Below are 20,679 nucleotides of genomic sequence, written 5' to 3'. Positions count from 1 at the left end.
GTTTGCTATGGCTGATATTAAGACAAGGGATGCGATAAAAGGCACGATAAAGACCATAGACAAAGCCGCCATTGCTTCGGAGCGTATGAAATCTGCCTATGCCAAGACAAAGGAAAAAGCGGAACAGGGCTGTTATGCTGACGAAGGCTCCGCCACCGAGTATGCGGCGGATAAGCTCTCTTACGGTGCAGACCGTATCAAAGACGAGGGCATCCACCAATTCAATAAGCAGGGGCAGAAATCCGTCCAGACCACGAAGGAGAACATCGTTAGGGCAAAGGACAGGGTATCGGATTTTAAGCAGAAACGGGCGGTCAAAGCCGCCGAGAAGAAAAAAGCACAGGTGATGGCAGAACAGGACGGCTCGCTGATCCGAAACGGGACAGCGGGCCGTTCCCCTGCTTCGGACGATTCTCCTGCCATGAAGCCCGAAGTTCCTAAGAATACACAAAATCCGCTGATAAAGACAAGGCGGCAGGGAAAAAAGACAATTAAGACAACCGCCAGAAATGCGGAGAAAACGGTCAAATCCACAGCGAAAGGCACAATCAAGACCGCAGAAAACGGCGTGAAAACCGCACAGGCGACCTCTAAAACGGCGATTAAGACCACGGAGCAGACCGCTAAAGCGACGCAGGCGGCGGCAAAGGCATCTGCCAAAGCCGCCCAGAAAGCGGCACAGACGGCGAAAGCCACCGCAAAGGCGACAGCCGAAGCAACGAAAACGGCGGTCAGAGCCACCATATCGGCGGTTAAGGCGATTATCGCAGGCACAAAGGCGTTGATTTCCGCCTTAATCGCAGGCGGTTGGATTGCCGTCGTGATTATCCTGATTGTCGTCCTGCTTGGGTGTGCCGTGTCTTTATTTGGCGGCGGCAGCGAAAGCACTTCCTATACCCCTGTCAGTGCGGAGGTGGAAGCCTATGAGCCGTTGATACAAAAATATGCCAAGCAGTACGGCATTCCCGAATATGTGGAGCTTATCAAAGCTGTGATGATGCAGGAAAGCGGTGGGCGTGGGCTTGACCCTATGCAGGCGGCAGAGGGCAGTTTTAATACAAGGTATCCCCATGAGCCGAATGGTATCCAAGACCCAGAGTATTCTATCCAGTGCGGCGTACAGGAGCTAAAGGCAGCTCTTATCTCCGCAGAGGCGGAAAACCCGATTGACATGGAACGTATCAAGCTCGCTTTGCAGGGCTATAACTTCGGCAATGGCTATATCTCATGGGCAAAGAGCAACTATGGCGGGTATTCCTATGCCAATGCGGTAGAGTTTTCTACCATGCAGGCACAGCGGTTAGGTTGGGAAAAGTACGGCGACACGCAGTACCCCGCCCATGTGCTTCGGTATTACCCATATGGGCGGGCGTTCACAAGCGGCGGCAATCAGGCAATCGTGGAGGTTGCTCTGACGCAGCTTGGCAACAAGGGAGGACAGCCCTATTGGAGTTGGTATGGTTTTGACGGGCGTGTAGAATGGTGTGCCTGCTTCGTTTCATGGTGTGCCGACCAATGCGGTTATCTGGAAAGCGGCATCGTGCCGAAATTCTCCCTTTGTTCGGACGGTGTGAATTGGTTTAACAGCAACGGGCAATGGCAGGGAAAGGATTATGAGCCGAAAGCAGGCGACATTATCTTTTTCGACTGGAGCAAGGACGGGCAGGACGGCGATGCCGACCATGTGGGCATCGTGGAGAAATGCGAGAACGGCGTTGTCTATACCGTGGAGGGCAACTCTGGCGATGCCTGCCGACAGAACAACTACCCCGTCGGGTACTATGAAATCCTCGGTTACGGTTGTCCGAGCTATTAGGAAAAGGGCGAAAGAAAAACCAGAGGTTTTATTCCTCTGGCTCTTTTGCCTTACATAGCCCGTTCACGGTTGCTTCGATGACGGACAGCTCCCTGTCGTCCAGACGGTCAAGCTGAGCGTCTAAGCGTCTGCGGATAGAACTCTTTTTGACTTCTTTCTCTGGGAATATGTACTCGTCCACCGATACCCCGAACATCGTAATAAGCTGAATGAACAGCTCGATACTCGGATACTGCCCCTCGTTCTCAACCGCTTGCAGATGTCTTGGGTCATAATCCACGATACGGGCAAGCTGCTCCCGTGTCATACCTGTTTTTTCACGGGCTTTCTTGATTGCCTGTCCTATCGGCGTGAAATCAAAGTCAAAATCGTTATTTCTTTTATCCATAAGCTCACCACCTGTTCTCTGAAAATCTTGCCCTTATATTTTACAGAGATGTGGTTTCTGATAGAACAATGTGAAATCTCTGACAACAAGAGATTTAATAGCCTATCAGCAGAGATGAAAGAGCTATAAACTTTATAAAAGTGACTATTTCTTGACAGCGAACGCTCTCTATGATAGAATAACAACCGACAATCTGTCGGTCTTGATGTGTTTGGGAGCGTGTAGAAAATGCGAATTGTAAAAGAGGCGGAAGAACGCAAAAATGAGATATTGGATGTTGCAGGGAGATTGTTTGGAGAACAAGGCTATGATGCCACAAGCACCAATGACATTCTGAAAGAAATCGGCATTGCAAGAGGTACGCTTTACTATCATTTCAAATCCAAAGAAGAAATTTTGGATGCAATGATTGACCGTATGACAGAGCAAATACTTGAAAAAGCAAAATCAATTGTGAAACAAACGGAGATACCCGTGTTACAGCGTTTTACGATGATGATGCTTGCTCTTAATATAAGTGACGGCAGCTTTGGTCATGAGATATTGGAACAGGTACATAAACCGCAAAATGCCCTTATGCACCAGAAAATACAAGAAAAATTATTGTTCGAAGTCACACCGCTTATTGCGACATTGATTACGGAGGGAATTTCGCAGGGGATATGCCAGACGGATTATCCAGAAGAAGTTGCTGAAATGACTTTTTTATATTCCTATACAGCATTTGATGACCTCATGGAATATAGCGAGGAAGAAAAGAAAAAGAAGATGACAGCATTTATTTATAATTTGGAGCGGCTTCTAAATATGGAGCAAGGAAGTATGGAGGAAATTATCCGTCCGTTATTTGGACAGAAATGATGTTTTCCGATAATTATGGAGTTTGATTAAATTATAGGAAGGAAAGATAAGGGAACAGATTTGTTCCTTTACTTTTCAATCCGTTACCGACAGGCAGACGGTCTATAAATAAACTGTATTTTTAGAGAAGAAGACCAAAGTCATAGCAAAAGGGGAAATGCCACGCAAAGTAGCAGAAAAAACTGAAATGTAAACCCTGCTTGCTTGTAATGCAAAATACGCTTTCCTATACTGGGCATATCAAAATAAGGAGGTCACGAACATGACATTTGCAGAGAAATTAAAATCCATCCGCAAGCAGGCAGGAATGTCGCAGGAACAGTTGGCAGAGAAGCTCAGCGTGTCCAGACAGGCGGTTACGAAGTGGGAAACGGATGCGGGTATTCCTGACATTGAAAATATCATGGCAATCTCCGCCCTGTTTGACATTTCCATTGACGAGCTGCTCTCTAATGAAAGAGGGGCGAAAAAACCGACGGATTATCTTTATGAGAGTATCACGGAGTACGATATTGACGAGCCGAAACGCTATGATATGAAGTTTGGCGGAGCAAAGCAATTCCAGTTGTCAGGCTACGAAGGCGAGAAAATCCGTGTCCGTCTGGCATCCAATACCTTCTCCACGCTCCAGAATGATTTCAAGGTCAAGATTGACGACATCCGAAAAAGGATTGATGTGGATGTAAACCGAAAAAATGGCGTATCCGAAACGACGGCAAAGGAAGCGGTCAGTATCTTCGTCCAAATCCCATCACCCTATGTCGGGAAAATCGAATGTGCGGTCAATGCGGAGACGGTGGAAATCCGTTCTCTGGAATGCGACAGCATAGAGCTTGATGTAAAGACGCCGTATATCGCTTTGGCGGATGTTTCTGGTACAGTAGAGGTAAACTGCAATCTGGATATGGAGATTGTATGCCGTTCTTTGAATGGGGAGATTGCAATCAACCAAGTATCGGCAACCTCAAAAATCCATGTTCCAGAGGACACTGTTTTTACTGCCGTTACAAAAGGGATTGGAACAAGTATCTCTTATGAGAAAGACGGACGGCAGACGGAACGCTTCGACACGCCCGATGCGGAGAATATCATTGAACTGAACGGTATCAAGAGCGAGCTTGTCATTAGCACGGACAGGGAAAGGAGCTAATGGAATGAAAACAAATTATCTGAAGAAATATATCATCAGCTCCTATATTCTGGTCTGGATGCTTATTATTTTTGTAGCAGGCTCGGCAAGCCTTGTCTTTCATGCGCCGCCTGTCATCATGTGGGTTGTCCGAAACCTTACGCATGGTCGCCGACCTATCTGCTTTTGATTGGATGGAGGTATTTCAGACCATATGAAACAAGGACGGCTTTTGTGAAGCGGTGCTTTTCTGGGAAAGTAAAGCTGCTTCCGTTGCTGCTCTCCTTTGCCTTTACTTTTGGCATCAGCGTGTTGTCGTTGTTTCTCTATTCCATTATGACGGGAAAGCCAATGCTGTCCTACATCAATCTGGGAACGACAGCATTGCCGCTTAGTATCTTCCTCTCCCTGACTTCGGGACCGACAGGGGAGGAATTAGGATGGCGTGGCTTTATGCGGGAGGAATTTCATAAAAAGTATGGCTTTTTGAAATCCTCTGTCTGCCAGGGCTTGGTATGGTGCTTCTGGCATACTTTGCTTTGGGTGGTGGACTCGGAGTTTACTGACTGGAGGGCAATTCCCTATGTCATTTCCAATATCGTTGTGATTACATCCATTACGGTGCTGATGAACATTTTTCTGGAACGGCATAATAACCTGCTCTATTCGGTATTGCTGCACTTTGGCTTTAATATCGTTTATGTGTTTTTGGATGCGGATATAGGGTTCTTTGTGATTTTGACCGTTCTGTATCTGGTAATCACGCCGATTGCCGTGCTTGTAAGGAATAAGACTGCTGAAAAGCCTTTGGAAAAGAATAATAGCGAAGAAAGGAAAAGTAAAGAATGAGCAATTTAGAGAAAATCCAAAAAGGCATGAGGGTGTTGCAGATACTCTCAAAAATTATTCTGATATTTGCCATTGTAGGAGTGGTTTTAGCGTCCATCGGGGCAACTCTTGTGGCATCAGATGTGTTAAATATGGAAAACCAGTTTCTCAATTTCCTGTCGGTTACGGCTGAAATGAGCAAAGGGCAGCTTGTAGGGATTTTAGCTGCTGCGGCAATCTCTTTGCTGTCTGGCGGCATCCTCACGGCATTTGCCTATCGCTATTTTACAGCGGAGTTGAAAGAGGGTACGCCGTTTACAAACGCAGGTGCAGATAGGATAAAGCAGCTTGGAATTATAGAGATTGCAATATCTATTATATCTATGTCAGTGATAGACGGCATCTACGAAAATATCGGTCTGGCAGAATGGAACAGGTTTGATGATGCAGGCAGTATTACGCTTGGCATCTGCCTGATTTTACTTTCTATGGTTGTCCGTTATGGTGCGGAACTGGAGCAGAAAAATAAAAGGAAATAGAATGAGGATTTTTATGGTGAGTAGTGAATGGATACGCTGCCCTGTCTGCGGAAATAAAACAAGATTACAGATACGGGAAGATACAGAATTAAAAAACTTTCCTCTCTACTGCCCGAAGTGCAGACAGGAAAGTTTGATTGACGCAAAGGATTTACAGGTAACAGTTATTAAAGGATTTGGAGCAAAAAGCACATAACTGAATAACAAAGTGACAAATCGGGATATGCTGGAGGTGGATATTGATGTTTTGGGATAGAGCAGCACGAGTATATGATCTTTTTGAAAATATATATAATGGTAAAGTCAACAAAAAACTCTGTATTGAAGTGGCAAAGCTGATGTCACAGAATGATTATGTACTTGAATGTGCTTGTGGGACAGGTATGCTCAGTAAACATATAGCCAAAAAGTGTCAGACGTTAATTGCAACAGATTTTTCGGCGGAAATGTTAAAACAGGCGAGGAAGAAGTGCAAGGAATCAACGAATATAGAGTATGCCCAGAACGATATAATGCAATTAAACTATGAAAGCAATACATTTGATAAAGTTGTGGCGGGAAATGTAATTCATTTAGTGGATGAACCCTACAGGGCATTAAAGGAATTGGAGAGAGTATGTAGGTTCGGCGGACAGATCATCATTCCAACCTATGTAAATAAAGAAAATAATGGCAAACCGAGTATATTTGTGAAAGCAGTAGAAAAAGCGGGAGCAGGATTTAAACGTCAGTTTACATACAAAACATATCAGCAGTTTTTTGAAAAAGCAGGATATAAAGATGTGAAATATTCTATTGTTGAGGGTAAAATGCCTTGCGCTATTGCAGTTATTACCAAGAAATAACCATGATAAAACTTCCGCTTGCCGGGGAGTTGAGAGAGCGAAAAATCGGGGTTTGTAAGAGAGGTATTGTTATGAAAGTATATCATGTGGTTACGGATAGACCTAGCAATTCTTAAAGAGATAAATGCAAATATATAGGCCGCAAAATTTCAGTTTGTGGATTGGAGGAATAAAATGAAAAAGTATTTTCTACCGCTTGGTGTATTGGGAATATTTATGACTGTTGCAGTAACATTATGGCTGACACAGGACAATATATTTTACCTTTTTAATTTTAGCTATATTGGAATATCAATTTTTTTCGGGATATTTCTTTATATCAAAAAATACAAATATGCCCGCAGAGTTGCACAGCTTTTAGTCGGACTTTATATGTTGGTGTATTTGGGCTTTATTTGCGGTGAAAATATGCAGATTGAGGGATTTTGGTATTATCTTTTTACAGGGGTATTTGAAGCCGCAACAATTCATTATGCGGTGGCAAAAATTTTTGGACCATTGCTTTTTGGCAGAGGTTGGTGTGGGTATGCCTGCTGGACGGCAATGGTGCTTGATTTTCTTCCGTATAAAGTTTCCAAAACACCACGGGAAAAGATTGGGTGGATAAGGTATATAACATTTGCAATTTCTCTTATATTTGTTTCGGCACTATTTCTTGCTCATATCGGTAACATTGAGAGGATTATGTTTTGGGCGTTTATCATTGGAAATGCCATATACTATGTAGTTGGGATAATATTGGCTTTTGTCTTTAAGGATAATCGTGCATTTTGCAAATACATATGTCCTATCACTATATTCTTAAAACCTATGAGTTATTTTTCGCTGCTCCGAATTAAATGTGATAAAAGCAAATGTGTTTCATGCGGTAAATGTAAAAATGTGTGTCCTATGGAAGTAGATGTTACAGATAATTCCAGAAAACGAAAAAACGGTACGGAATGTATTCTTTGTTTTGAATGCGTGAAGAATTGTCCGAGAGATGCATTATAAATTCCTCTTTATCGGGATGGTATATACAAAGAAAAGTCGGAGGAAGTAGATAATATGCTGATAGTTGAATTAGTTATTTTGTGTATTCTGTTTTGGGGAATATGCTACTTAAACACAGGGAGCGATGATAAAAATATCAAAAGCTATGCTTCTTATCCCGATGAAGTGCAGGAAATGGTAAAGAAAAATCCTGCGCTGCAATCCAAAATCAAGACAGCTTCGCCGTTTGTGTCACTTGTATCAAATATTGTTGTTTTTGGCATTGTCCTCTTTATTTTCGGCTTGTTCGTGAAAGAGGACGGATTTAGGGTTAATTTTATAAATCTGCTGATTTTAGGACAAAGCCTTAACGCTTTTGATTTTCTTGTCATTGATATGTTGTGGTGGAGAAATTCTAAAAGGGTACGCTTTACAGGCACAAAAAACCGAAAGGAATTGTATTCCAACCCGAAAAAACACTTTGTTTCGTTTCTAAAAGGAATTGCCGCCTTTTTGATTATTGCGGTCATTGACGGAGCGATACTAACAGCATTTTAACATCATCAGAGAGCCAGACGCATAGACGCAGAGCCGATGAACTTGTGAAATGAAATCACAGTTTGTCGGCTCTCTTTTTATATACCATAGGCAGGACAAGCCCACCGAATAAAAAAAACGGAGTTTTCTGGTGGGCTGTATTGCCATGCCTAAATAAAGCGTAAACAACACATCTCTCCAGACACGTTTTTGAGTTTGGAGGGATTTTTTATGCGTTGGTCTAAGACCGCCGCCCTGCTGCTTATCCGAAGCAGCAGCTACATACATAGCTTCATGGATAAGCGAGGATAACCTGTTAAAAAAATTCTCACTTGTGCATGGAACTCTTATACCCTCAAAGTAGATGCCAAATTTCTACTCAAAAGAAGTTTAATCTCCTATAACCGTGAAGGTGTTACAGCCTTTGCGGTTTTTCTTTTGTCGTTTTTTGCAGAACGCCGTCAAAAGCATTTTTGCGGCGTAAGATGCCGTTCCCCGCCGACCAATCTGGATTTTTCAAAAAATTTCAGATTGGAGGTCAAGAGAATGTCATTCAATTATGGCAGAGAAGAAAAGAAATGGCGGCTCTGGAAAGAAGCTGAGGAAAAGAAACTGCGGAGCTTAGGTGTCAGCGAGGACACCATCGAAAAACTCCGTATTTACGATTGGGCGGTCTTTAATTCTGACAGGAAGTTTTACCGCAGGTTGCAGGATGCGAGTACATATCTTGAGGAATTTGCCGAGGACACGGCACAGCCCGAAGTAAAAACAGTTGAGGATTTTCTGGACAATATTGAAAATCAGAAGCTCTATCAGGTTTTGATTAAGGTGGACAAGCTGACCCTGCAAATTGCCTTGATGAAGATACATGGCTTTTCTACCCGTGAAATCGCATCGTATCTGGGTGTTACAGAGAAAGCGGTTTACAGGCGAATGGACAGGCTCAAAGAAAAATTAAAAAAGTTTTTTGAGTAGAGGGGAAAATAAAGGTTTCTCAAGGACTATGGGGTGTAAGGCGTAAAAACCTTCGCCCCGTTTTCTTTTGTGTGGCGAAAACGGGCTTGTTCCTTGACAACCGAATACTCATTCGCCAAATACTTCCTCTTTGTGATTGTGATGAGCATAAGCGTGTGCAGCGGTACGCCAAGACCTGCCAAGCGGCAGCGAGCGACAGAAAGGTGGTGGTGAGCCTAACTTTACCGACTGAAAATATCGGGCAGCTCCCGATTTCGCCATGACCCGCAAAGAGAACAATGGTACTCCCGTCCAGTCACAGCCCGAACGGTATCCAACCCGTCGCAGGCAATGAGGGCGGCTCTGTCAGACCGACAGTTGGGGTGGAACTCCCGTGGCGTCAGTTCGCTGCTGACCGTTTGGCGACTTCCCTGCGTTTACGGACGCACCTGCATTTCGGGGTGTCGAGGACAAATAGAGATGCTCCTATCATAAAGCCAGATATAAGGCGGTCATAAGAACAGAGATTTTGTTAATGCTCTCCCGACCTTAATTACTTCCTTGTGTCTGGCTGTTACATAGGCAGGTCACGCCTGCCTAAATTCTGATGGGAGGTCAGACACTTATGGAAAGAATTGTTAAGCGTGGCGACATTTATTATGCAGAGCTTAATCCTGTTATCGGCTCGGAACAGGGCGGCACAAGACCTGTTCTTGTTATCTCCAACAATACGGGAAACAGGCACAGCCCGACAGTTATTATTGCTCCGATAACGAGCCGTACACACACGAAAGCGAAGCTCCCGACACACACCGAGGTAACAGATTTTGATAAGCTCGACAAAGATTCAATCATTCTGCTTGAGCAGATACGGACGATTGATAAGCGGAGGTTAAAACAGTATATGGGAATGATGCCCGATAACATAATGGCAAGAGTTGATAAGGCTCTTGCCATTAGTATTTCACTCAATAACAAACTCGAAAGGAAATGTGCAAATCAGAGGAAACAGAGGGATTTGCACATTGGTCAAGCGGCGGCTGTATCTCTATAATTTAGGGCATACAGCCGCTTTGTTTTGCGGAGGTAGCCAAATGGAAAATGTCAAAGCGTCCACAAATGCAGAACAGCAGCACGAAAGCAAGGTTGATGAAGCCGAAAACTTCGATACTTTTATGAAAGCTATGGTGCAGATTGTTGAGAAGTATGGAAGATTTGTTTTGCAGGAATTGGATTGTGTTGCGTAGTTTTACGCAACCTTACATATCACATTTTCCCAAATATCGGAGGTGATAGAATGAACAGAGAAGGAAAGAAATGTGTTCTGTATCCGAGAGTAAGTACCGAGATGCAGGTTGACGGATACAGTCTTGAAGGTCAGAAAAACAGCTTAAAACGGTTTGCAGACCGTGAGGAAATGGAGATTGTCGGCATTTATGAGGATGCAGGAAAGTCTGGAAAATCAATCGAGGGGCGACCTGCATTTAAGAAAATGCTCTCCGACATAAAAAACGGACTGGAGATAGAGTATATTCTGGTCTATAAGCTTTCCCGTTTTGGGAGAAATGCTGCTGACATCTTAAACTCATTAGAATTTGTGCAGTCTTATGGCATAAATTTAATCTGCATAGAGGAAGGGATTGATTCATCCCAGACAAGCGGAAAGCTCTTAATATCTGTTCTGTCAGCAGTTGCGGAGATTGAGAGAGAAAATATCATTGAGCAGACGATGAACGGACGCAGGGAAAAAGCAAGACAGGGCGGTTGGAACGGCGGTTTTGCTCCGTATGGATATTATCTGAAGGATAATCAGCTTTTGATAGAAGAAACCGAAGCTGAAGCAATCCGAATTATTTTTGATAAGTTCGGAAATTCAGATATAGGACTTGGCGGTGTCGCAAAATATCTCAACCTGCAAGGAATAAAGAAAATACCCCGCCAGAATGGAAAGTTAGAAACATGGAGCAGCCATTTAATACGGCAGATATTAGATAACCCCGTTTACTGCGGAAAAATTGCTTATGGCAGGAGAACAAGGGAAAAAGTTAAGGGAACAAAAAACGAATATAAACAGGTTCATACCGATGATTATATTTTAGAGGACGGACAGCATGAGGGGATTGTCAGCGAGGAACTCTGGCAGAAAGTTCATGCAAAGCGGAAAGCAACGGGAATTAAGCAGCCGTCAAAGGTTGGAAAAGACAGGTCGCATCTTCTGACTGGCGTTTTGAAATGCCCCATTTGTGGCAGTTCAATGTACACGAATAAACACGCATGGACAAACAAAGACGGCACATATAAGGAAGTCTACTATTATATATGCGGAAGAAATAAGCAGGAGCGAGGTCATCATTGTGATTATAAAGCATCCCTACGGAAAACTGATATTGAGCCGCTTGTAGTCGAAGCTGTAAAAGAGTTGGTAAGCGATGCCTATTTTGCTAAAGAGATTGAAAAGCGGATAGGTGTTCAGACAGATACCAGTACGGTAGATAAGGAGCTTTCCAATTATGAAAACAAACTGAAAGAAGTAGACTTGAACAAGGCTCGTCTGGAAAATGAGATTGACAATCTTCCTGCGGATGCCCGATACCGTGAGAGAAAAATCCATGATATGACGTTAAGGCTTGACGCTCTGTATGATACGATGGTGGAGTTGGAGGAACGCATTGAGGACGCCAAATTAAGAAAAGGCTCCATTGAGATGGAAGCAATCACTCTGGACAATGTTTACAAAATCATGCAGAATTTTGGCAAGTTATATGCTATAATGAGTGACGAGGAAAAGAAAAGCCTTATCACATACCTCATTAAAGAAATTCAGATATACCCGAATGGGGAGTCAGAAATGCCGTTGAAGTCGATAGAGTTTAACTTCCCGATTTATATTGACGGCAAGGAGGTAAGGAAGGTTTTGTGGGAAAGAGGTAATACCGTTGAAAATATCTTGTTGTTGAGTAAATAATATGTTCCCATTTAATGATGATCCTCGTACTGCTTGCATAGTATGCAATCATGTATTAAATAAAGAAGAACCTATTACTTATATAAATCTCATGATGAGGATGGTATGTGGCAGTTCTTATGTGGTAAAGAACATACGACAGATGATGCAAGAATTGTATCTCTAGAAGAAGTCTATGCATTAGATCCTTCTATTGGTGAAGTAGCTGATATGCCTTGTGGTTTTTATATAAATAAAAAGTAAAGTGAAGCCTCCTATGTATGTAGGGGGCTTTATATATTAGAAAAAGTAGAATTTGATCAGATAATGAATATTGACTCAAACTATGCTAAAAATAATGATTCTATTTCTGTTGAAGAAACTTTTAAACGATTAGAAGAAGACATATAATTAAATTTGGTTATGAGAAAAACTTCTAAGAGATAGTGAAATACCTATTTTTTAGAAGTTTTAATTATTTATCAGTCATGTTGTTTCTTCATTTTAGCCATTAAAGCTAAAATTTCCTGTGGGTTTGTTAACTGACGTCCAGGAAGTGTCTGTTTAGGTGTGCGGTCACGCTCGGCTTCATCAATTGCATCTACAAAACGCTTTACACTATCTGGTTTTGATATAACAAAATTATGAGTAATACTTGAAGTGGGCATACTGATATCTTCTATTTTCTACTTTATTATAGGTAATGTGATATAAGAATACAATCTTAAAATTTACAATTAATTTAGAATGATATGTAAACAAAATGGTTATCTCAAAAATGACAATTAACTTCTGCTCCCTGTAATGATAAATGGACTTTGTGCAAAGCATATGATAATTGTATCGTAATTCTCTTTACAGAGCTTTTATGTTGAATGATAAACAGAGTGGTATTAAAATTTATATATGAAAGCGAGGAAATAACCAATGAGTAGAAGAGTTAATAGAATACCTGTCGTTCTTGATACAGGTAATGTAAAAGAATTATCTCCAGAAGATATCAAGATGATCTTAAGAGCAGCTGATATGTGTATTATGAAAGCAGGAAGAAATATGCTTGCTAAGATATTAAAAGGTTCTAAGGATAAGAAGGTACTAGAACTTAAACTAAATGAGTGTCCTGCTTATGGCTATTATCATGATATGAAATTAGCTGATATTATGCATTATATTGATTGGATGATTGATGAGGATTATCTTCGAATTAAATATGATGGACGTCTTCCATTGCTGGTATTTTCTGATGAAGGGTGGGAGATAGAGAAGGAAACATATGCTCAGGAATTGTATCAACAGTTCTGCTTGGATGTAAAAGAAAATAATCCGCGTGTCATTCATAAATTGATCAAAGTAAATAGAAAGGTTATTTTACGTATACTTGATATTATTGAGGAAGAAGGCAATAAGGATTTTATTCCTTGTTTAGAAGCTTATAAAAAAATAGAAACAAAGAGAATTGGCAGACGTATTATTGAAGTAGAGAAGACAATTAAAGATAAAGTGTAGGAGTCAAGAAAAAAGTGGCAGGCAAGAAATACAAAATGTATATTGCACTGTCACTTTTTTTGTATCATTGGAAGATCCATAACAAAGCAGTCCATTGCGACAGGTTAATCATGTCGTTTTTTGTGGTTCTATCCTTAAACACTTATAAATACAGTATTATGTAAATACTATATGTAAGCGAATACACTTACATATTTGTGTTATTCCAACAAAATAACCTCACATTTAATTATTACATGTCATAAATTTCTAAATATGGTACAGTCTGTAGGGTAATTGGCGTCGAAAATATAACCGCTATTGTTTTCTATATTTATAGAAAGTAATAGGCAATTAAAAAAGTGTTATTTTGGAAATGGTATATAAAGGAAGGAGGAATAAATTTTTTTTAATCGTCTATTGTATGTGATTGTTTGCTAATGATTGTGTTATCAATTGCATAAGTGCACGGCTGAATCATATATTACTATGCTCTCTTATTTCTATAATTATTGATATGATAAAGTGGCAAAAAAGCTCTAAAGGTTAAAGAGGAACATTTCAAATTTAATATGAATGATTAAGATAATGAGATTAAGGTTTTTAAAACATATTAATTTTAAATGATAAATACTTTAACTGGTGAGATGCGAAAACATAAATATAAAACTTATGATATGAATGTTATAGAATAACTTATTTTTGCTAATAACAAACTATCTAGATTGTCAGATATTAAAAAGTGCACTTTAGGCAATTGTTTTTATACAATTGTAAACGAATAATTAAAAATTGAAGAAAGGGGAAAGAACTATGAATGTCAAGAAATTCACGAATTATGCAGTAGCATTGATGATGAGTGTCTCATTAGCACCTATAAATGCGAATGCTCTTACTACTGATAACGTAGTGACGAACGGTTATTATAACGATTCTGGTCAGTGGGTTCAAGGTGAATTAGATCAGACCCTGCCAGAAGGTATTCATTCAGTTGATAAAACAGCTGAAGCACTTGGTAACAACACTTATAGGATGAAATTAAAGGTTGTTACTAAACAGAAGGTTGAAACTTTTACCAAGAAGTCAGCTACAGTTCTTGTTGTGGATACTTCGGGAAGTATGGATGGCAATCGTATTAGAAACTTAAAAGCAGCAGCAAATGCTTTTGTGAATTCATATGCTGGTGATAAAGAAAATGTTGGACCGTTATCTTGCGGTTGTTGATTTTGCAACTCATGTTGAAGTACCGTTAAATTGGACGGATGTCTCTTCTACTAGAGGTAAAAACAAAGCATTTGAAGCAATCAAAAATCTAAAAGCTGGTGGTGGAACAAACCTAGATGCTGGTATTAAACAAGCCACATCTTTATTCTTAAAAGATGCAGTGAAACAAATTCAAAAAGACAACAGAAATACAGTCGTATTAACTGATGGAACACCTACTTATTATCTTAAAGATTGTGAAGGTGGATGTACTTTTTTACATACACATGTCACAATTGATGGCATAACATATGATTTAGCTGGTGATGGTGGAGAAGGTAGTGAAAAAACTGTTGAAGCAACATCTAAAGATGCTAATCTTCTAAAAGATCAGTCTACAGTTTATACAGTATGTTATGGGGCAGCAAAAGATAAAGCATATGAAGATGGTCCTACAGTTTCTGAATTCTTAAAAGGCAGTTCGCAACAAGTCGTGATAAAGCATATGATTCAAGTGATGCTGATGATTTAGCTAAAGTGTTTAAGGCTATTTCTGAAAGTGTTACCACTAGTATTACTGGTAAAGACTTAGAAGTATTTGATGGAGCTGCTCCATTTTTATCAGTAAGTCAATTACCTCCATCTGTACAGCAGGATACAAGTGGCTTTAAGTGGAAACTTGCAAATGCAACGACTACAACAGAAGGTACTAAGACTTATTATACTTATGAGTTAGAATACTATGTTACATTAGATGCTGATCATCCTGAATTTAAAGAAGGAAAACTTTATCCATTAAATGGTGAAACATATATTGCTATGCCTGATGGAAGTAAAGTTAAATTCCCAATTCCAGGTGCAACAGGAATCAAGTCACGTTATACAGTTACTTATACTGATGGCGTTGATGGTGAAGTCGTATTTGAAGATAAGGTAATTCCTGATTTAGTAGTAGGTACACCAACACCTAAATTTGATGAAACACCTACAAGAGCAGGTTATACATTCAAAGGATGGTCACCTGCAGTTGAAGAAAAGGTTACAAAGAACATCACTTACAATGCAACTTGGGTTATGAACTGGGTGCAAATGAATTCAGCACCAGTTATTAAAGCAACTGACAAGACAATTGAAGTGGGTGATATATTTGATCCTAAGGCTGATGTAACTGCAACAGACGAAGAAGATGGAGATATCACTAATAAGATTGAAATCTTAAAGAATGATGTCAATGTTAATGAACCTGGTATTTATGATGTTACTTACAAGGTAACAGACACTCAAGGCGCATCTTATACAACTACAATTAAGGTTATTGTTAATCCAAAAACTGCAGATTTTAATGCATGTCCAGTGATTAAGACAACAGATAAGACTCTTATAGTTGGCGATGAATTTGATCCATTAGCTGATGTAACTGCTGAAGACGAAGAAGATGGAGATATCACTGATAAGATTGAAATCTTAGAGAATGAAGTAGATACAACTAAACCTGGCAAGTATGAAGTAACTTACAAGGTAACAGATAGCGGTGGCGCATCTCATGTTAAGACTATCAAGGTTACAGTAAATCCAAAGATGGAACCTCTAAATGCGGCACCAATCATTAAAGCCGTAGATAAGAATCTTACAGTTGGTGATGCATTTGATCCTATGGCTGATGTAACTGCAACAGACGCTGAAGATGGAAACTTAACTGATAAGATTGAAATCAAAAAGAATGATGTAGATACAACTAAACCTGGTAAGTACGAAGTAACTTACAAGGTAACAGACAGCAAGGGTGCATCATACACTAAGTCTATTACAGTTACTGTAAATCCAAAGATGGAACCTATAAATTCAGCACCAATCATTAAAGCTGAAGATAAGACTCTTACAGTTGGTGATACATTTGATCCTAAGGCTGATGTCACAGCAGAAGACGTGGAAGATGGAAATTTTACTGATAAGATTGAAGTATTGAAGAATGAAGTAGATACAACTAAGGCTGGTAAGTATGAAGTCGCTTATAAAGTAACAGATAGTAAAGGCGCATCTCGCACTAAGACTATTACAGTTACTGTAAATCCTAAGATTGAACCTCTTAACGAAGCACAAACTATTGATGTAACTGATAAGGAAATCACAGTCGGTGATAAGTTTGATCCAAAAGAAGGCGTTTCTGCAAAGGATAAAGAAGATGGTAATTTAACTGATAAGATTGAAATCTTAAAGAATACAGTTGATCCATCTAAGCCTGGCGTATATGAAGTTACTTACAAAGTAACAGATAGTAAAGGCGCATCTTGCACAAAGACTATTAAGGTTACAGTGAAAGAAAAAGCTTCTGCTCCAAGCAAGGATAACAATAAAACTACTACAGTTGCTCCTAAGACAGGCGATTCTACAAACGTATCTGCAGTGATTGCATTACTTGCAGTAAGTGGTATTGCATTACTCGCATTACTAAAGAAAAAGAAAGTATCATAGTATAACTAAGATATATATTTAACCAAGGGACAGTCGAGAAATCGGCTGTCTTTCTTGCGTTTTAAGATCAACAAAAACTGGTAATTTAAAATAACCAGGGGTTATAAATGAACATAAATACTTTTGCTCTACTATTAGTTATAGAATAATCGGTAGAGTTAGAGAAGATCACTTATATATTTACATCTTTTTTACACTATGTTATCATAGTTAGGGCAGACTAATCTAAAGGGGATGTATAATGAAATCACATAAATATTGGTCTATAGGAGCGCTGCTTTCTATGATCTGTACTTTTTTAACAGGACATGTAAAAAATCATATGATTCATGCAATATTTGGTGTTATTGCACTTATTTGTATGATTATGTCTATTTATTCAGGATACAAAATGACTTCTAGGAACTAATGAATACAGTCGGTATGGAATATACTGGCTTTTTTTGTGCTCAATATCCTTGACAATGATATATATATACCTATAATGTTCTATATAGAACATAGAAGTTCTAAATAGAACGATAAAAAAAGGGGGCTTAATATGTATTTCTGGGATCAACATAAGACGATTACTCTTTATTATGAGATGTTAACCGCATCTACTTGTGATAAGTATCATCTTAAAAAGATGGAATATGACATACTGATGTTTTTGTATCATAATCCAGAGTACAATACAGCAGCGGATATTGTTAGAATAAGAAAATCGACAAAATCTCATGTCTCGACCGCTTTAAAAGTATTAGAAGAACGTGGTTATATTACTAAGAAGACATCTTCAAGCAATAAAAAGCGAGTGGAGCTATATTTACAGGATTCAGCCAATGAAATCGTTAAAGAAGGATTAGATGTTCAAAATCAATTTGCGCATGACATGCTTCAAGGTTTAACTGACGAAGAAATAAAAGTATGTCGTAATGTATTTGAAAAAATTTGTAGGAATGCGGAAGAATGCATTCAAAAGAAAGGATTATGATTATGAATAACCAAAAATATGTACCTAAAATGCCAGATATCATGGAGGCTATCTTTGATACTTGTTACTTATTATTTGACTTAGTAGCTGGTGTAATCTTCCTTACAAACGCAAATGGCAATATGTTATTTATACTATATGGTATCTTAACTCTTACATTATGTGGTGGTGATGCCTTCCACTTAGTTCCTAGAATTATAAGAGCATTCAAAGGAACTAATGAAAAAATTAAGAGACAACTTGGTATAGGTTTGCAGGTTTCTTCTATTACTATGACTGTTTTCTATATTATCTTACTTTATATCTGGAAACTCACATTCCCAACTCTTTTTGCTCCATTTATTGTAGAAGCAATGATCTACATTTCCGCAATCATTAGAATTGTAGTATGTTTCTTACCACAAAATGACTGGTGTGGGGATGAAGGTAACTTAAAACTATCTATTATCAGAAATGCCGTATTTGCAGTTACTGGTATTGGAATTATTATTCTATATGCAATGAGCGGTAATACTGGTAATCTTCACATGACTAGAATGGTTGCAGCTATTATTATCTCATTTGGCTGTTATTTACCAGTCACTTTATTAAGTAAGAAAAAACCTAAAATTGGTTTGTTAATGATTCCTAAAACATGTGCCTATATGTGGGTGATTGTAATGGGATTACAGCTATTATTTAATTAGAATAGTGTTATATAGTATTGTAATAAATCATTAAGTGAGGTAGAAATGATGGAACAAGAAAGATATTCAATACTATATAGTTCTCCAACAGGTAATACAAAGATGCTTGCAGAGGCTATTCATGACACGCCAGCTGAAGAAGATTGTGATTATTTTGGACCATGTAAAAAAGTAGATTCAGATATGTTTTATATTGGTTTCTGGACAGATAAAGGTAATGCGGATGCAGCAACTCTTAAACTATTAGAAGCCTTAAAGAATAAGAAGATTTTCTTATTTGGTACAGCAGGATTTGGAGTAAGTGAAGAATATTTCCAGAGAATTCTAAATAATATGAAAACAAGCATTGATGCAAGTAATACAATTGTAGGTGAACATATGTGCCAGGGTAAGATGCCACAATCTGTACGTGATCGATATGTAAAAATGAAGGCATAGCCTGATCATATGCCTAATATTGATATGCTCATTGATAATTTTGATCAAGCTTTAACACATCCTGATGAAAATGATTTGAATAATTTGATAGCTAAAATTAAAGCATAAGGGGATGTAAAATGGTACCCATAAGGAGGACAACAACCTGACAGTTGTGATACCCACCTTGTGGGTATCTTTTTTTCATTTCGTTGTTGAAATTATGCTATGCCAAAAAGGTTCACTAATGAAGAAATTGAGTTACTTTCTAAATCGCCCTATGTCAAAGACATAAAACAAGACAGACTTACATTAACACATGAATTCAGATGCATCCTATATGATGAATGGATCAAGCAGCCATCTACCTTTCAGATAAGAGAAACACTTAAATCATTCGGCTTTGACTGTTCGATGTTAGGGAAAATTATAATAAATAACATCATCATTAACTTTAAGCGCTATGGTCGTCCTACTAACGGAAAGAATAAAGTATTTGGACAGAGCCTATATTCAGTTGAATTATATGATAATTCATTTCTGATTGACTCCAGAGTATTCGTTAAATCAAGAAAAGGAATTAATTTTAGTTCTGATTTCATCGATAAAGCCTTCAAGGAATATCCTTCTGTGTCCATTGAATCCCTGCTTGAATCTTATGGTCTTGATCCCAATAAAGTCGGATATCATAGAATATATGAATTAAAAAGAAAACTTGAAGATGGAGAAAAACCTAAAGAAAAGATAAGTGCTGATGCAGTAGAGAAATACTCTGGTCATCCATATATCAAGAGATGCACTGCAACCCATTTCACACTCAAAAAGCAGTTCTATGATGAAGCTATAATATTCATTAGTTATTCCATCGATGAAATTCTTGGCATATTTGAGATTGATGGTTCTGATCTTCCTATCAGAGTGCGAAATAAAATAAAGAAACAGCTCATATCCTGGAATGGCGATTCTGATAATATGATGATTGAGTGTGATCAGGAGTTCAGATGCCGCATTCAGCACAACAGGATGAGAGCACTAGAAAAACTGTCAATGATGCATTTTGAAAGGATCAGGAAAATTCTTCCTTCCCTTTCCCCTGAACAGAAGAAGGCATTATGCATATGGATCAGAGACCTTCCACACGACAGGTATGACTATTCCATCCGTTCCATACTAAAGAGAGTTGGCATATCCAAATCTTCCTATTATTCAATACTCTCAGATGATAATTACGGCATGAAGGAAAGACAGGATGAGATTGATTTTGAATACATAAAAAAGGTCATGGATTATAAGGGATTCAGAAAAGGAACACGCACCATCTATATGATGCTTCCTGATATATGTGGTGTTCATTTTGGAAGAAACAAGATTCTCAGACTGATGAGAAAATACAACTGCATATGCGCCATCCGCAGGGAGCGTACTGAATTGAAAACGAACAGAGAAAACTTAAAAAGCAACAGGAAGCCAAACCTTCTTAAGAGAAGGTTCCGTCTGGCAAGACCGGGTGAGATACTGCTTACAGATGTGAGCTATCTGAAATACGGGCTGAATAGAACTGAATACCTGTCATGTGTAAAGGATGCAGTAAGCGGGCGAGTTGTGAGTCATATCACTTCTTCAGGCA

The 20,679-nt window shown here is 39.1% G+C and carries 26 protein-coding genes; 24 read left to right on the top strand and 2 right to left on the bottom strand.

The features are described 5' to 3' along the window. Positions 1 to 7 precede the first annotated feature (7 nt). Positions 8 to 1,816 carry a lysozyme family protein gene (locus ABUA27_RS00535; RefSeq protein ID WP_349820032.1) on the top strand — a complete coding sequence of 603 codons (1,809 nt, stop codon included), beginning with the start codon at positions 8 to 10 and terminating at the stop codon, positions 1,814 to 1,816. 28 nt (positions 1,817 to 1,844) lie between these two features. On the opposite strand, the gene ABUA27_RS00530 is transcribed toward ABUA27_RS00535, so the two are convergent. Continuing rightward, a complete protein-coding gene (locus ABUA27_RS00530) occupies positions 1,845 to 2,204 on the bottom strand; it encodes a helix-turn-helix transcriptional regulator (RefSeq protein ID WP_031476383.1) in 360 nt (119 codons plus the stop codon). A gap of 228 nt (positions 2,205 to 2,432) precedes the next feature. On the opposite strand from ABUA27_RS00530, the gene ABUA27_RS00525 reads away from it, so the two are divergent. From ABUA27_RS00525 to ABUA27_RS00460, 14 genes are all read left to right on the top strand, one after another. After that, the gene (locus ABUA27_RS00525) at positions 2,433 to 3,065 is read left to right on the top strand and encodes a TetR/AcrR family transcriptional regulator (RefSeq protein WP_087272928.1); all 633 of its coding nucleotides are present in this window, start codon (positions 2,433 to 2,435) and stop codon (positions 3,063 to 3,065) included. A gap of 262 nt (positions 3,066 to 3,327) precedes the next feature. Continuing rightward, the gene (locus ABUA27_RS00520; protein WP_031476476.1) at positions 3,328 to 4,215 is read left to right on the top strand and encodes a helix-turn-helix transcriptional regulator; all 888 of its coding nucleotides are present in this window, start codon (positions 3,328 to 3,330) and stop codon (positions 4,213 to 4,215) included. 4 nt (positions 4,216 to 4,219) lie between these two features. Continuing rightward, entirely contained in the window at positions 4,220 to 4,384 is a 165-nt protein-coding gene (locus ABUA27_RS00515; protein WP_349820031.1) for a hypothetical protein, read from the top strand. A 44-nt stretch (positions 4,385 to 4,428) separates the two neighbouring features. Next, complete coding sequence (locus ABUA27_RS00510; RefSeq protein ID WP_349820030.1) at positions 4,429 to 5,043, top strand: CPBP family intramembrane glutamic endopeptidase; 615 nt, start codon at positions 4,429 to 4,431, stop codon at positions 5,041 to 5,043. Further along, on the top strand, positions 5,040 to 5,561 hold the full coding sequence (locus tag ABUA27_RS00505; RefSeq protein ID WP_031476472.1) for a hypothetical protein: 522 nt from the start codon (positions 5,040 to 5,042) through the stop codon (positions 5,559 to 5,561). The genes ABUA27_RS00510 and ABUA27_RS00505 overlap by 4 nt, the downstream gene beginning before the upstream one ends. 13 nt (positions 5,562 to 5,574) lie before the next feature. Then, a complete protein-coding gene (locus ABUA27_RS00500) occupies positions 5,575 to 5,757 on the top strand; it encodes a cysteine-rich KTR domain-containing protein (RefSeq protein WP_078097050.1) in 183 nt (60 codons plus the stop codon). A gap of 46 nt (positions 5,758 to 5,803) precedes the next feature. After that, complete coding sequence (locus ABUA27_RS00495; RefSeq protein ID WP_031476470.1) at positions 5,804 to 6,406, top strand: class I SAM-dependent methyltransferase; 603 nt, start codon at positions 5,804 to 5,806, stop codon at positions 6,404 to 6,406. Positions 6,407 to 6,580: 174 nt separating this feature from the next. Then, positions 6,581 to 7,399: a 4Fe-4S binding protein gene (locus tag ABUA27_RS00490; RefSeq protein WP_031476468.1), complete on the top strand. Its 819-nt coding sequence runs from the start codon at positions 6,581 to 6,583 to the stop codon at positions 7,397 to 7,399. A 54-nt stretch (positions 7,400 to 7,453) separates the two neighbouring features. After that, the gene (locus ABUA27_RS00485; RefSeq protein WP_031476466.1) at positions 7,454 to 7,936 is read left to right on the top strand and encodes a hypothetical protein; all 483 of its coding nucleotides are present in this window, start codon (positions 7,454 to 7,456) and stop codon (positions 7,934 to 7,936) included. Positions 7,937 to 8,461: 525 nt separating this feature from the next. Continuing rightward, positions 8,462 to 8,890, top strand: a complete 429-nt coding sequence (locus ABUA27_RS00480; protein ID WP_031476464.1) for an RNA polymerase sigma factor — start codon at positions 8,462 to 8,464, stop codon at positions 8,888 to 8,890. A gap of 604 nt (positions 8,891 to 9,494) precedes the next feature. Next, complete coding sequence (locus ABUA27_RS00475) at positions 9,495 to 9,923, top strand: type II toxin-antitoxin system PemK/MazF family toxin (RefSeq protein WP_051643282.1); 429 nt, start codon at positions 9,495 to 9,497, stop codon at positions 9,921 to 9,923. A 40-nt stretch (positions 9,924 to 9,963) separates the two neighbouring features. Then, on the top strand, positions 9,964 to 10,116 hold the full coding sequence (locus tag ABUA27_RS00470) for a hypothetical protein (RefSeq protein WP_169737582.1): 153 nt from the start codon (positions 9,964 to 9,966) through the stop codon (positions 10,114 to 10,116). Between the two features lie 50 nt (positions 10,117 to 10,166). Next, positions 10,167 to 11,834, top strand: a complete 1,668-nt coding sequence (locus tag ABUA27_RS00465) for a recombinase family protein (RefSeq protein ID WP_349820029.1) — start codon at positions 10,167 to 10,169, stop codon at positions 11,832 to 11,834. Positions 11,835 to 11,939: 105 nt separating this feature from the next. After that, positions 11,940 to 12,077, top strand: a complete 138-nt coding sequence (locus ABUA27_RS00460) for a hypothetical protein (RefSeq protein ID WP_238634629.1) — start codon at positions 11,940 to 11,942, stop codon at positions 12,075 to 12,077. Positions 12,078 to 12,295: 218 nt separating this feature from the next. Here the strand turns inward: ABUA27_RS00460 and ABUA27_RS00455 are convergent, their stop codons facing one another. Next, positions 12,296 to 12,481 carry a cupredoxin domain-containing protein gene (locus ABUA27_RS00455; protein WP_022424722.1) on the bottom strand — a complete coding sequence of 62 codons (186 nt, stop codon included), beginning with the start codon at positions 12,479 to 12,481 and terminating at the stop codon, positions 12,296 to 12,298. Positions 12,482 to 12,740: 259 nt separating this feature from the next. Here ABUA27_RS00455 and ABUA27_RS00450 point away from each other — a divergent pair, with 259 nt between their 5' ends. The 9 genes from ABUA27_RS00450 to ABUA27_RS00405 form a co-directional block, all read left to right on the top strand. Then, positions 12,741 to 13,319 (top strand): RQC-minor-1 family DNA-binding protein, encoded by a 579-nt coding sequence (locus tag ABUA27_RS00450; protein ID WP_317374948.1) that lies wholly within the window; start codon positions 12,741 to 12,743, stop codon positions 13,317 to 13,319. 792 nt (positions 13,320 to 14,111) lie between these two features. Continuing rightward, on the top strand, positions 14,112 to 14,522 hold the full coding sequence (locus tag ABUA27_RS00445) for a VWA domain-containing protein (protein WP_288835269.1): 411 nt from the start codon (positions 14,112 to 14,114) through the stop codon (positions 14,520 to 14,522). Beyond that, the gene (locus ABUA27_RS00440) at positions 14,494 to 15,033 is read left to right on the top strand and encodes a VWA domain-containing protein (protein ID WP_287969441.1); all 540 of its coding nucleotides are present in this window, start codon (positions 14,494 to 14,496) and stop codon (positions 15,031 to 15,033) included. Before ABUA27_RS00445 ends, ABUA27_RS00440 begins: the two co-directional genes overlap by 29 nt. A gap of 5 nt (positions 15,034 to 15,038) precedes the next feature. Beyond that, entirely contained in the window at positions 15,039 to 16,973 is a 1,935-nt protein-coding gene (locus tag ABUA27_RS00430) for an immunoglobulin-like domain-containing protein (protein ID WP_502879937.1), read from the top strand. 241 nt (positions 16,974 to 17,214) lie between these two features. Further along, positions 17,215 to 17,382 carry a DUF6219 family protein gene (locus tag ABUA27_RS00425; protein ID WP_349820028.1) on the top strand — a complete coding sequence of 56 codons (168 nt, stop codon included), beginning with the start codon at positions 17,215 to 17,217 and terminating at the stop codon, positions 17,380 to 17,382. A gap of 132 nt (positions 17,383 to 17,514) precedes the next feature. Beyond that, a complete protein-coding gene (locus ABUA27_RS00420; RefSeq protein ID WP_287846669.1) occupies positions 17,515 to 17,949 on the top strand; it encodes a MarR family winged helix-turn-helix transcriptional regulator in 435 nt (144 codons plus the stop codon). Positions 17,950 to 17,951: 2 nt separating this feature from the next. Then, positions 17,952 to 18,635, top strand: coding sequence for a hypothetical protein (locus tag ABUA27_RS00415; protein WP_287846670.1), 684 nt, complete (start codon positions 17,952 to 17,954; stop codon positions 18,633 to 18,635). 48 nt (positions 18,636 to 18,683) lie between these two features. After that, positions 18,684 to 19,073 (top strand): flavodoxin family protein BilS, encoded by a 390-nt coding sequence (gene bilS / locus ABUA27_RS00410; protein ID WP_349820027.1) that lies wholly within the window; start codon positions 18,684 to 18,686, stop codon positions 19,071 to 19,073. Positions 19,074 to 19,466: 393 nt separating this feature from the next. Continuing rightward, a partial coding sequence (locus tag ABUA27_RS00405; RefSeq protein WP_349820026.1) for an IS3 family transposase occupies positions 19,467 to 20,679 on the top strand: 1,213 nt, incomplete at its 3' end.

Source organism: Catenibacterium sp. RTP21428st1_D7_RTP21428_210409, from assembly GCF_040227455.1.
Classification (GTDB): Bacteria; Bacillota_I; Bacilli_A; order Erysipelotrichales; family Coprobacillaceae; genus Catenibacterium; species Catenibacterium mitsuoka_A.
The sequence above is the reverse complement of the archived record's forward strand: the minus strand, read 5'-3'. Positions and strand labels throughout refer to the sequence as shown.

Excerpts from the sequence above, each read along its gene's own strand:
- ABUA27_RS00500 (WP_078097050.1), top strand. The coding sequence starts at position 5,575 with ATGGTGAGTAGTGAATGGATACGCTGCCCTGTCTGCGGAAATAAAACA.
- ABUA27_RS00530 (WP_031476383.1), bottom strand. The coding sequence starts at position 2,204 with ATGGATAAAAGAAATAACGATTTTGACTTTGATTTCACGCCGATAGGA.
- ABUA27_RS00425 (WP_349820028.1), top strand. The coding sequence starts at position 17,215 with ATGAAATCACATAAATATTGGTCTATAGGAGCGCTGCTTTCTATGATC.
- ABUA27_RS00440 (WP_287969441.1), top strand. The coding sequence starts at position 14,494 with ATGTTGGACCGTTATCTTGCGGTTGTTGATTTTGCAACTCATGTTGAA.
- ABUA27_RS00455 (WP_022424722.1), bottom strand. The coding sequence starts at position 12,481 with ATGCCCACTTCAAGTATTACTCATAATTTTGTTATATCAAAACCAGAT.
- ABUA27_RS00520 (WP_031476476.1), top strand. The coding sequence starts at position 3,328 with ATGACATTTGCAGAGAAATTAAAATCCATCCGCAAGCAGGCAGGAATG.
- ABUA27_RS00535 (WP_349820032.1), top strand. The coding sequence starts at position 8 with ATGGCTGATATTAAGACAAGGGATGCGATAAAAGGCACGATAAAGACC.
- ABUA27_RS00515 (WP_349820031.1), top strand. The coding sequence starts at position 4,220 with ATGAAAACAAATTATCTGAAGAAATATATCATCAGCTCCTATATTCTG.
- ABUA27_RS00450 (WP_317374948.1), top strand. The coding sequence starts at position 12,741 with ATGAGTAGAAGAGTTAATAGAATACCTGTCGTTCTTGATACAGGTAAT.
- ABUA27_RS00505 (WP_031476472.1), top strand. The coding sequence starts at position 5,040 with ATGAGCAATTTAGAGAAAATCCAAAAAGGCATGAGGGTGTTGCAGATA.
- ABUA27_RS00495 (WP_031476470.1), top strand. The coding sequence starts at position 5,804 with ATGTTTTGGGATAGAGCAGCACGAGTATATGATCTTTTTGAAAATATA.
- ABUA27_RS00415 (WP_287846670.1), top strand. The coding sequence starts at position 17,952 with ATGAATAACCAAAAATATGTACCTAAAATGCCAGATATCATGGAGGCT.
- ABUA27_RS00525 (WP_087272928.1), top strand. The coding sequence starts at position 2,433 with ATGCGAATTGTAAAAGAGGCGGAAGAACGCAAAAATGAGATATTGGAT.
- ABUA27_RS00490 (WP_031476468.1), top strand. The coding sequence starts at position 6,581 with ATGAAAAAGTATTTTCTACCGCTTGGTGTATTGGGAATATTTATGACT.
- ABUA27_RS00470 (WP_169737582.1), top strand. The coding sequence starts at position 9,964 with ATGGAAAATGTCAAAGCGTCCACAAATGCAGAACAGCAGCACGAAAGC.
- ABUA27_RS00480 (WP_031476464.1), top strand. The coding sequence starts at position 8,462 with ATGTCATTCAATTATGGCAGAGAAGAAAAGAAATGGCGGCTCTGGAAA.
- ABUA27_RS00420 (WP_287846669.1), top strand. The coding sequence starts at position 17,515 with ATGTATTTCTGGGATCAACATAAGACGATTACTCTTTATTATGAGATG.
- ABUA27_RS00445 (WP_288835269.1), top strand. The coding sequence starts at position 14,112 with ATGAATGTCAAGAAATTCACGAATTATGCAGTAGCATTGATGATGAGT.
- ABUA27_RS00460 (WP_238634629.1), top strand. The coding sequence starts at position 11,940 with ATGTGGCAGTTCTTATGTGGTAAAGAACATACGACAGATGATGCAAGA.
- ABUA27_RS00465 (WP_349820029.1), top strand. The coding sequence starts at position 10,167 with ATGAACAGAGAAGGAAAGAAATGTGTTCTGTATCCGAGAGTAAGTACC.
- ABUA27_RS00485 (WP_031476466.1), top strand. The coding sequence starts at position 7,454 with ATGCTGATAGTTGAATTAGTTATTTTGTGTATTCTGTTTTGGGGAATA.
- ABUA27_RS00475 (WP_051643282.1), top strand. The coding sequence starts at position 9,495 with ATGGAAAGAATTGTTAAGCGTGGCGACATTTATTATGCAGAGCTTAAT.
- bilS (WP_349820027.1), top strand. The coding sequence starts at position 18,684 with ATGGAACAAGAAAGATATTCAATACTATATAGTTCTCCAACAGGTAAT.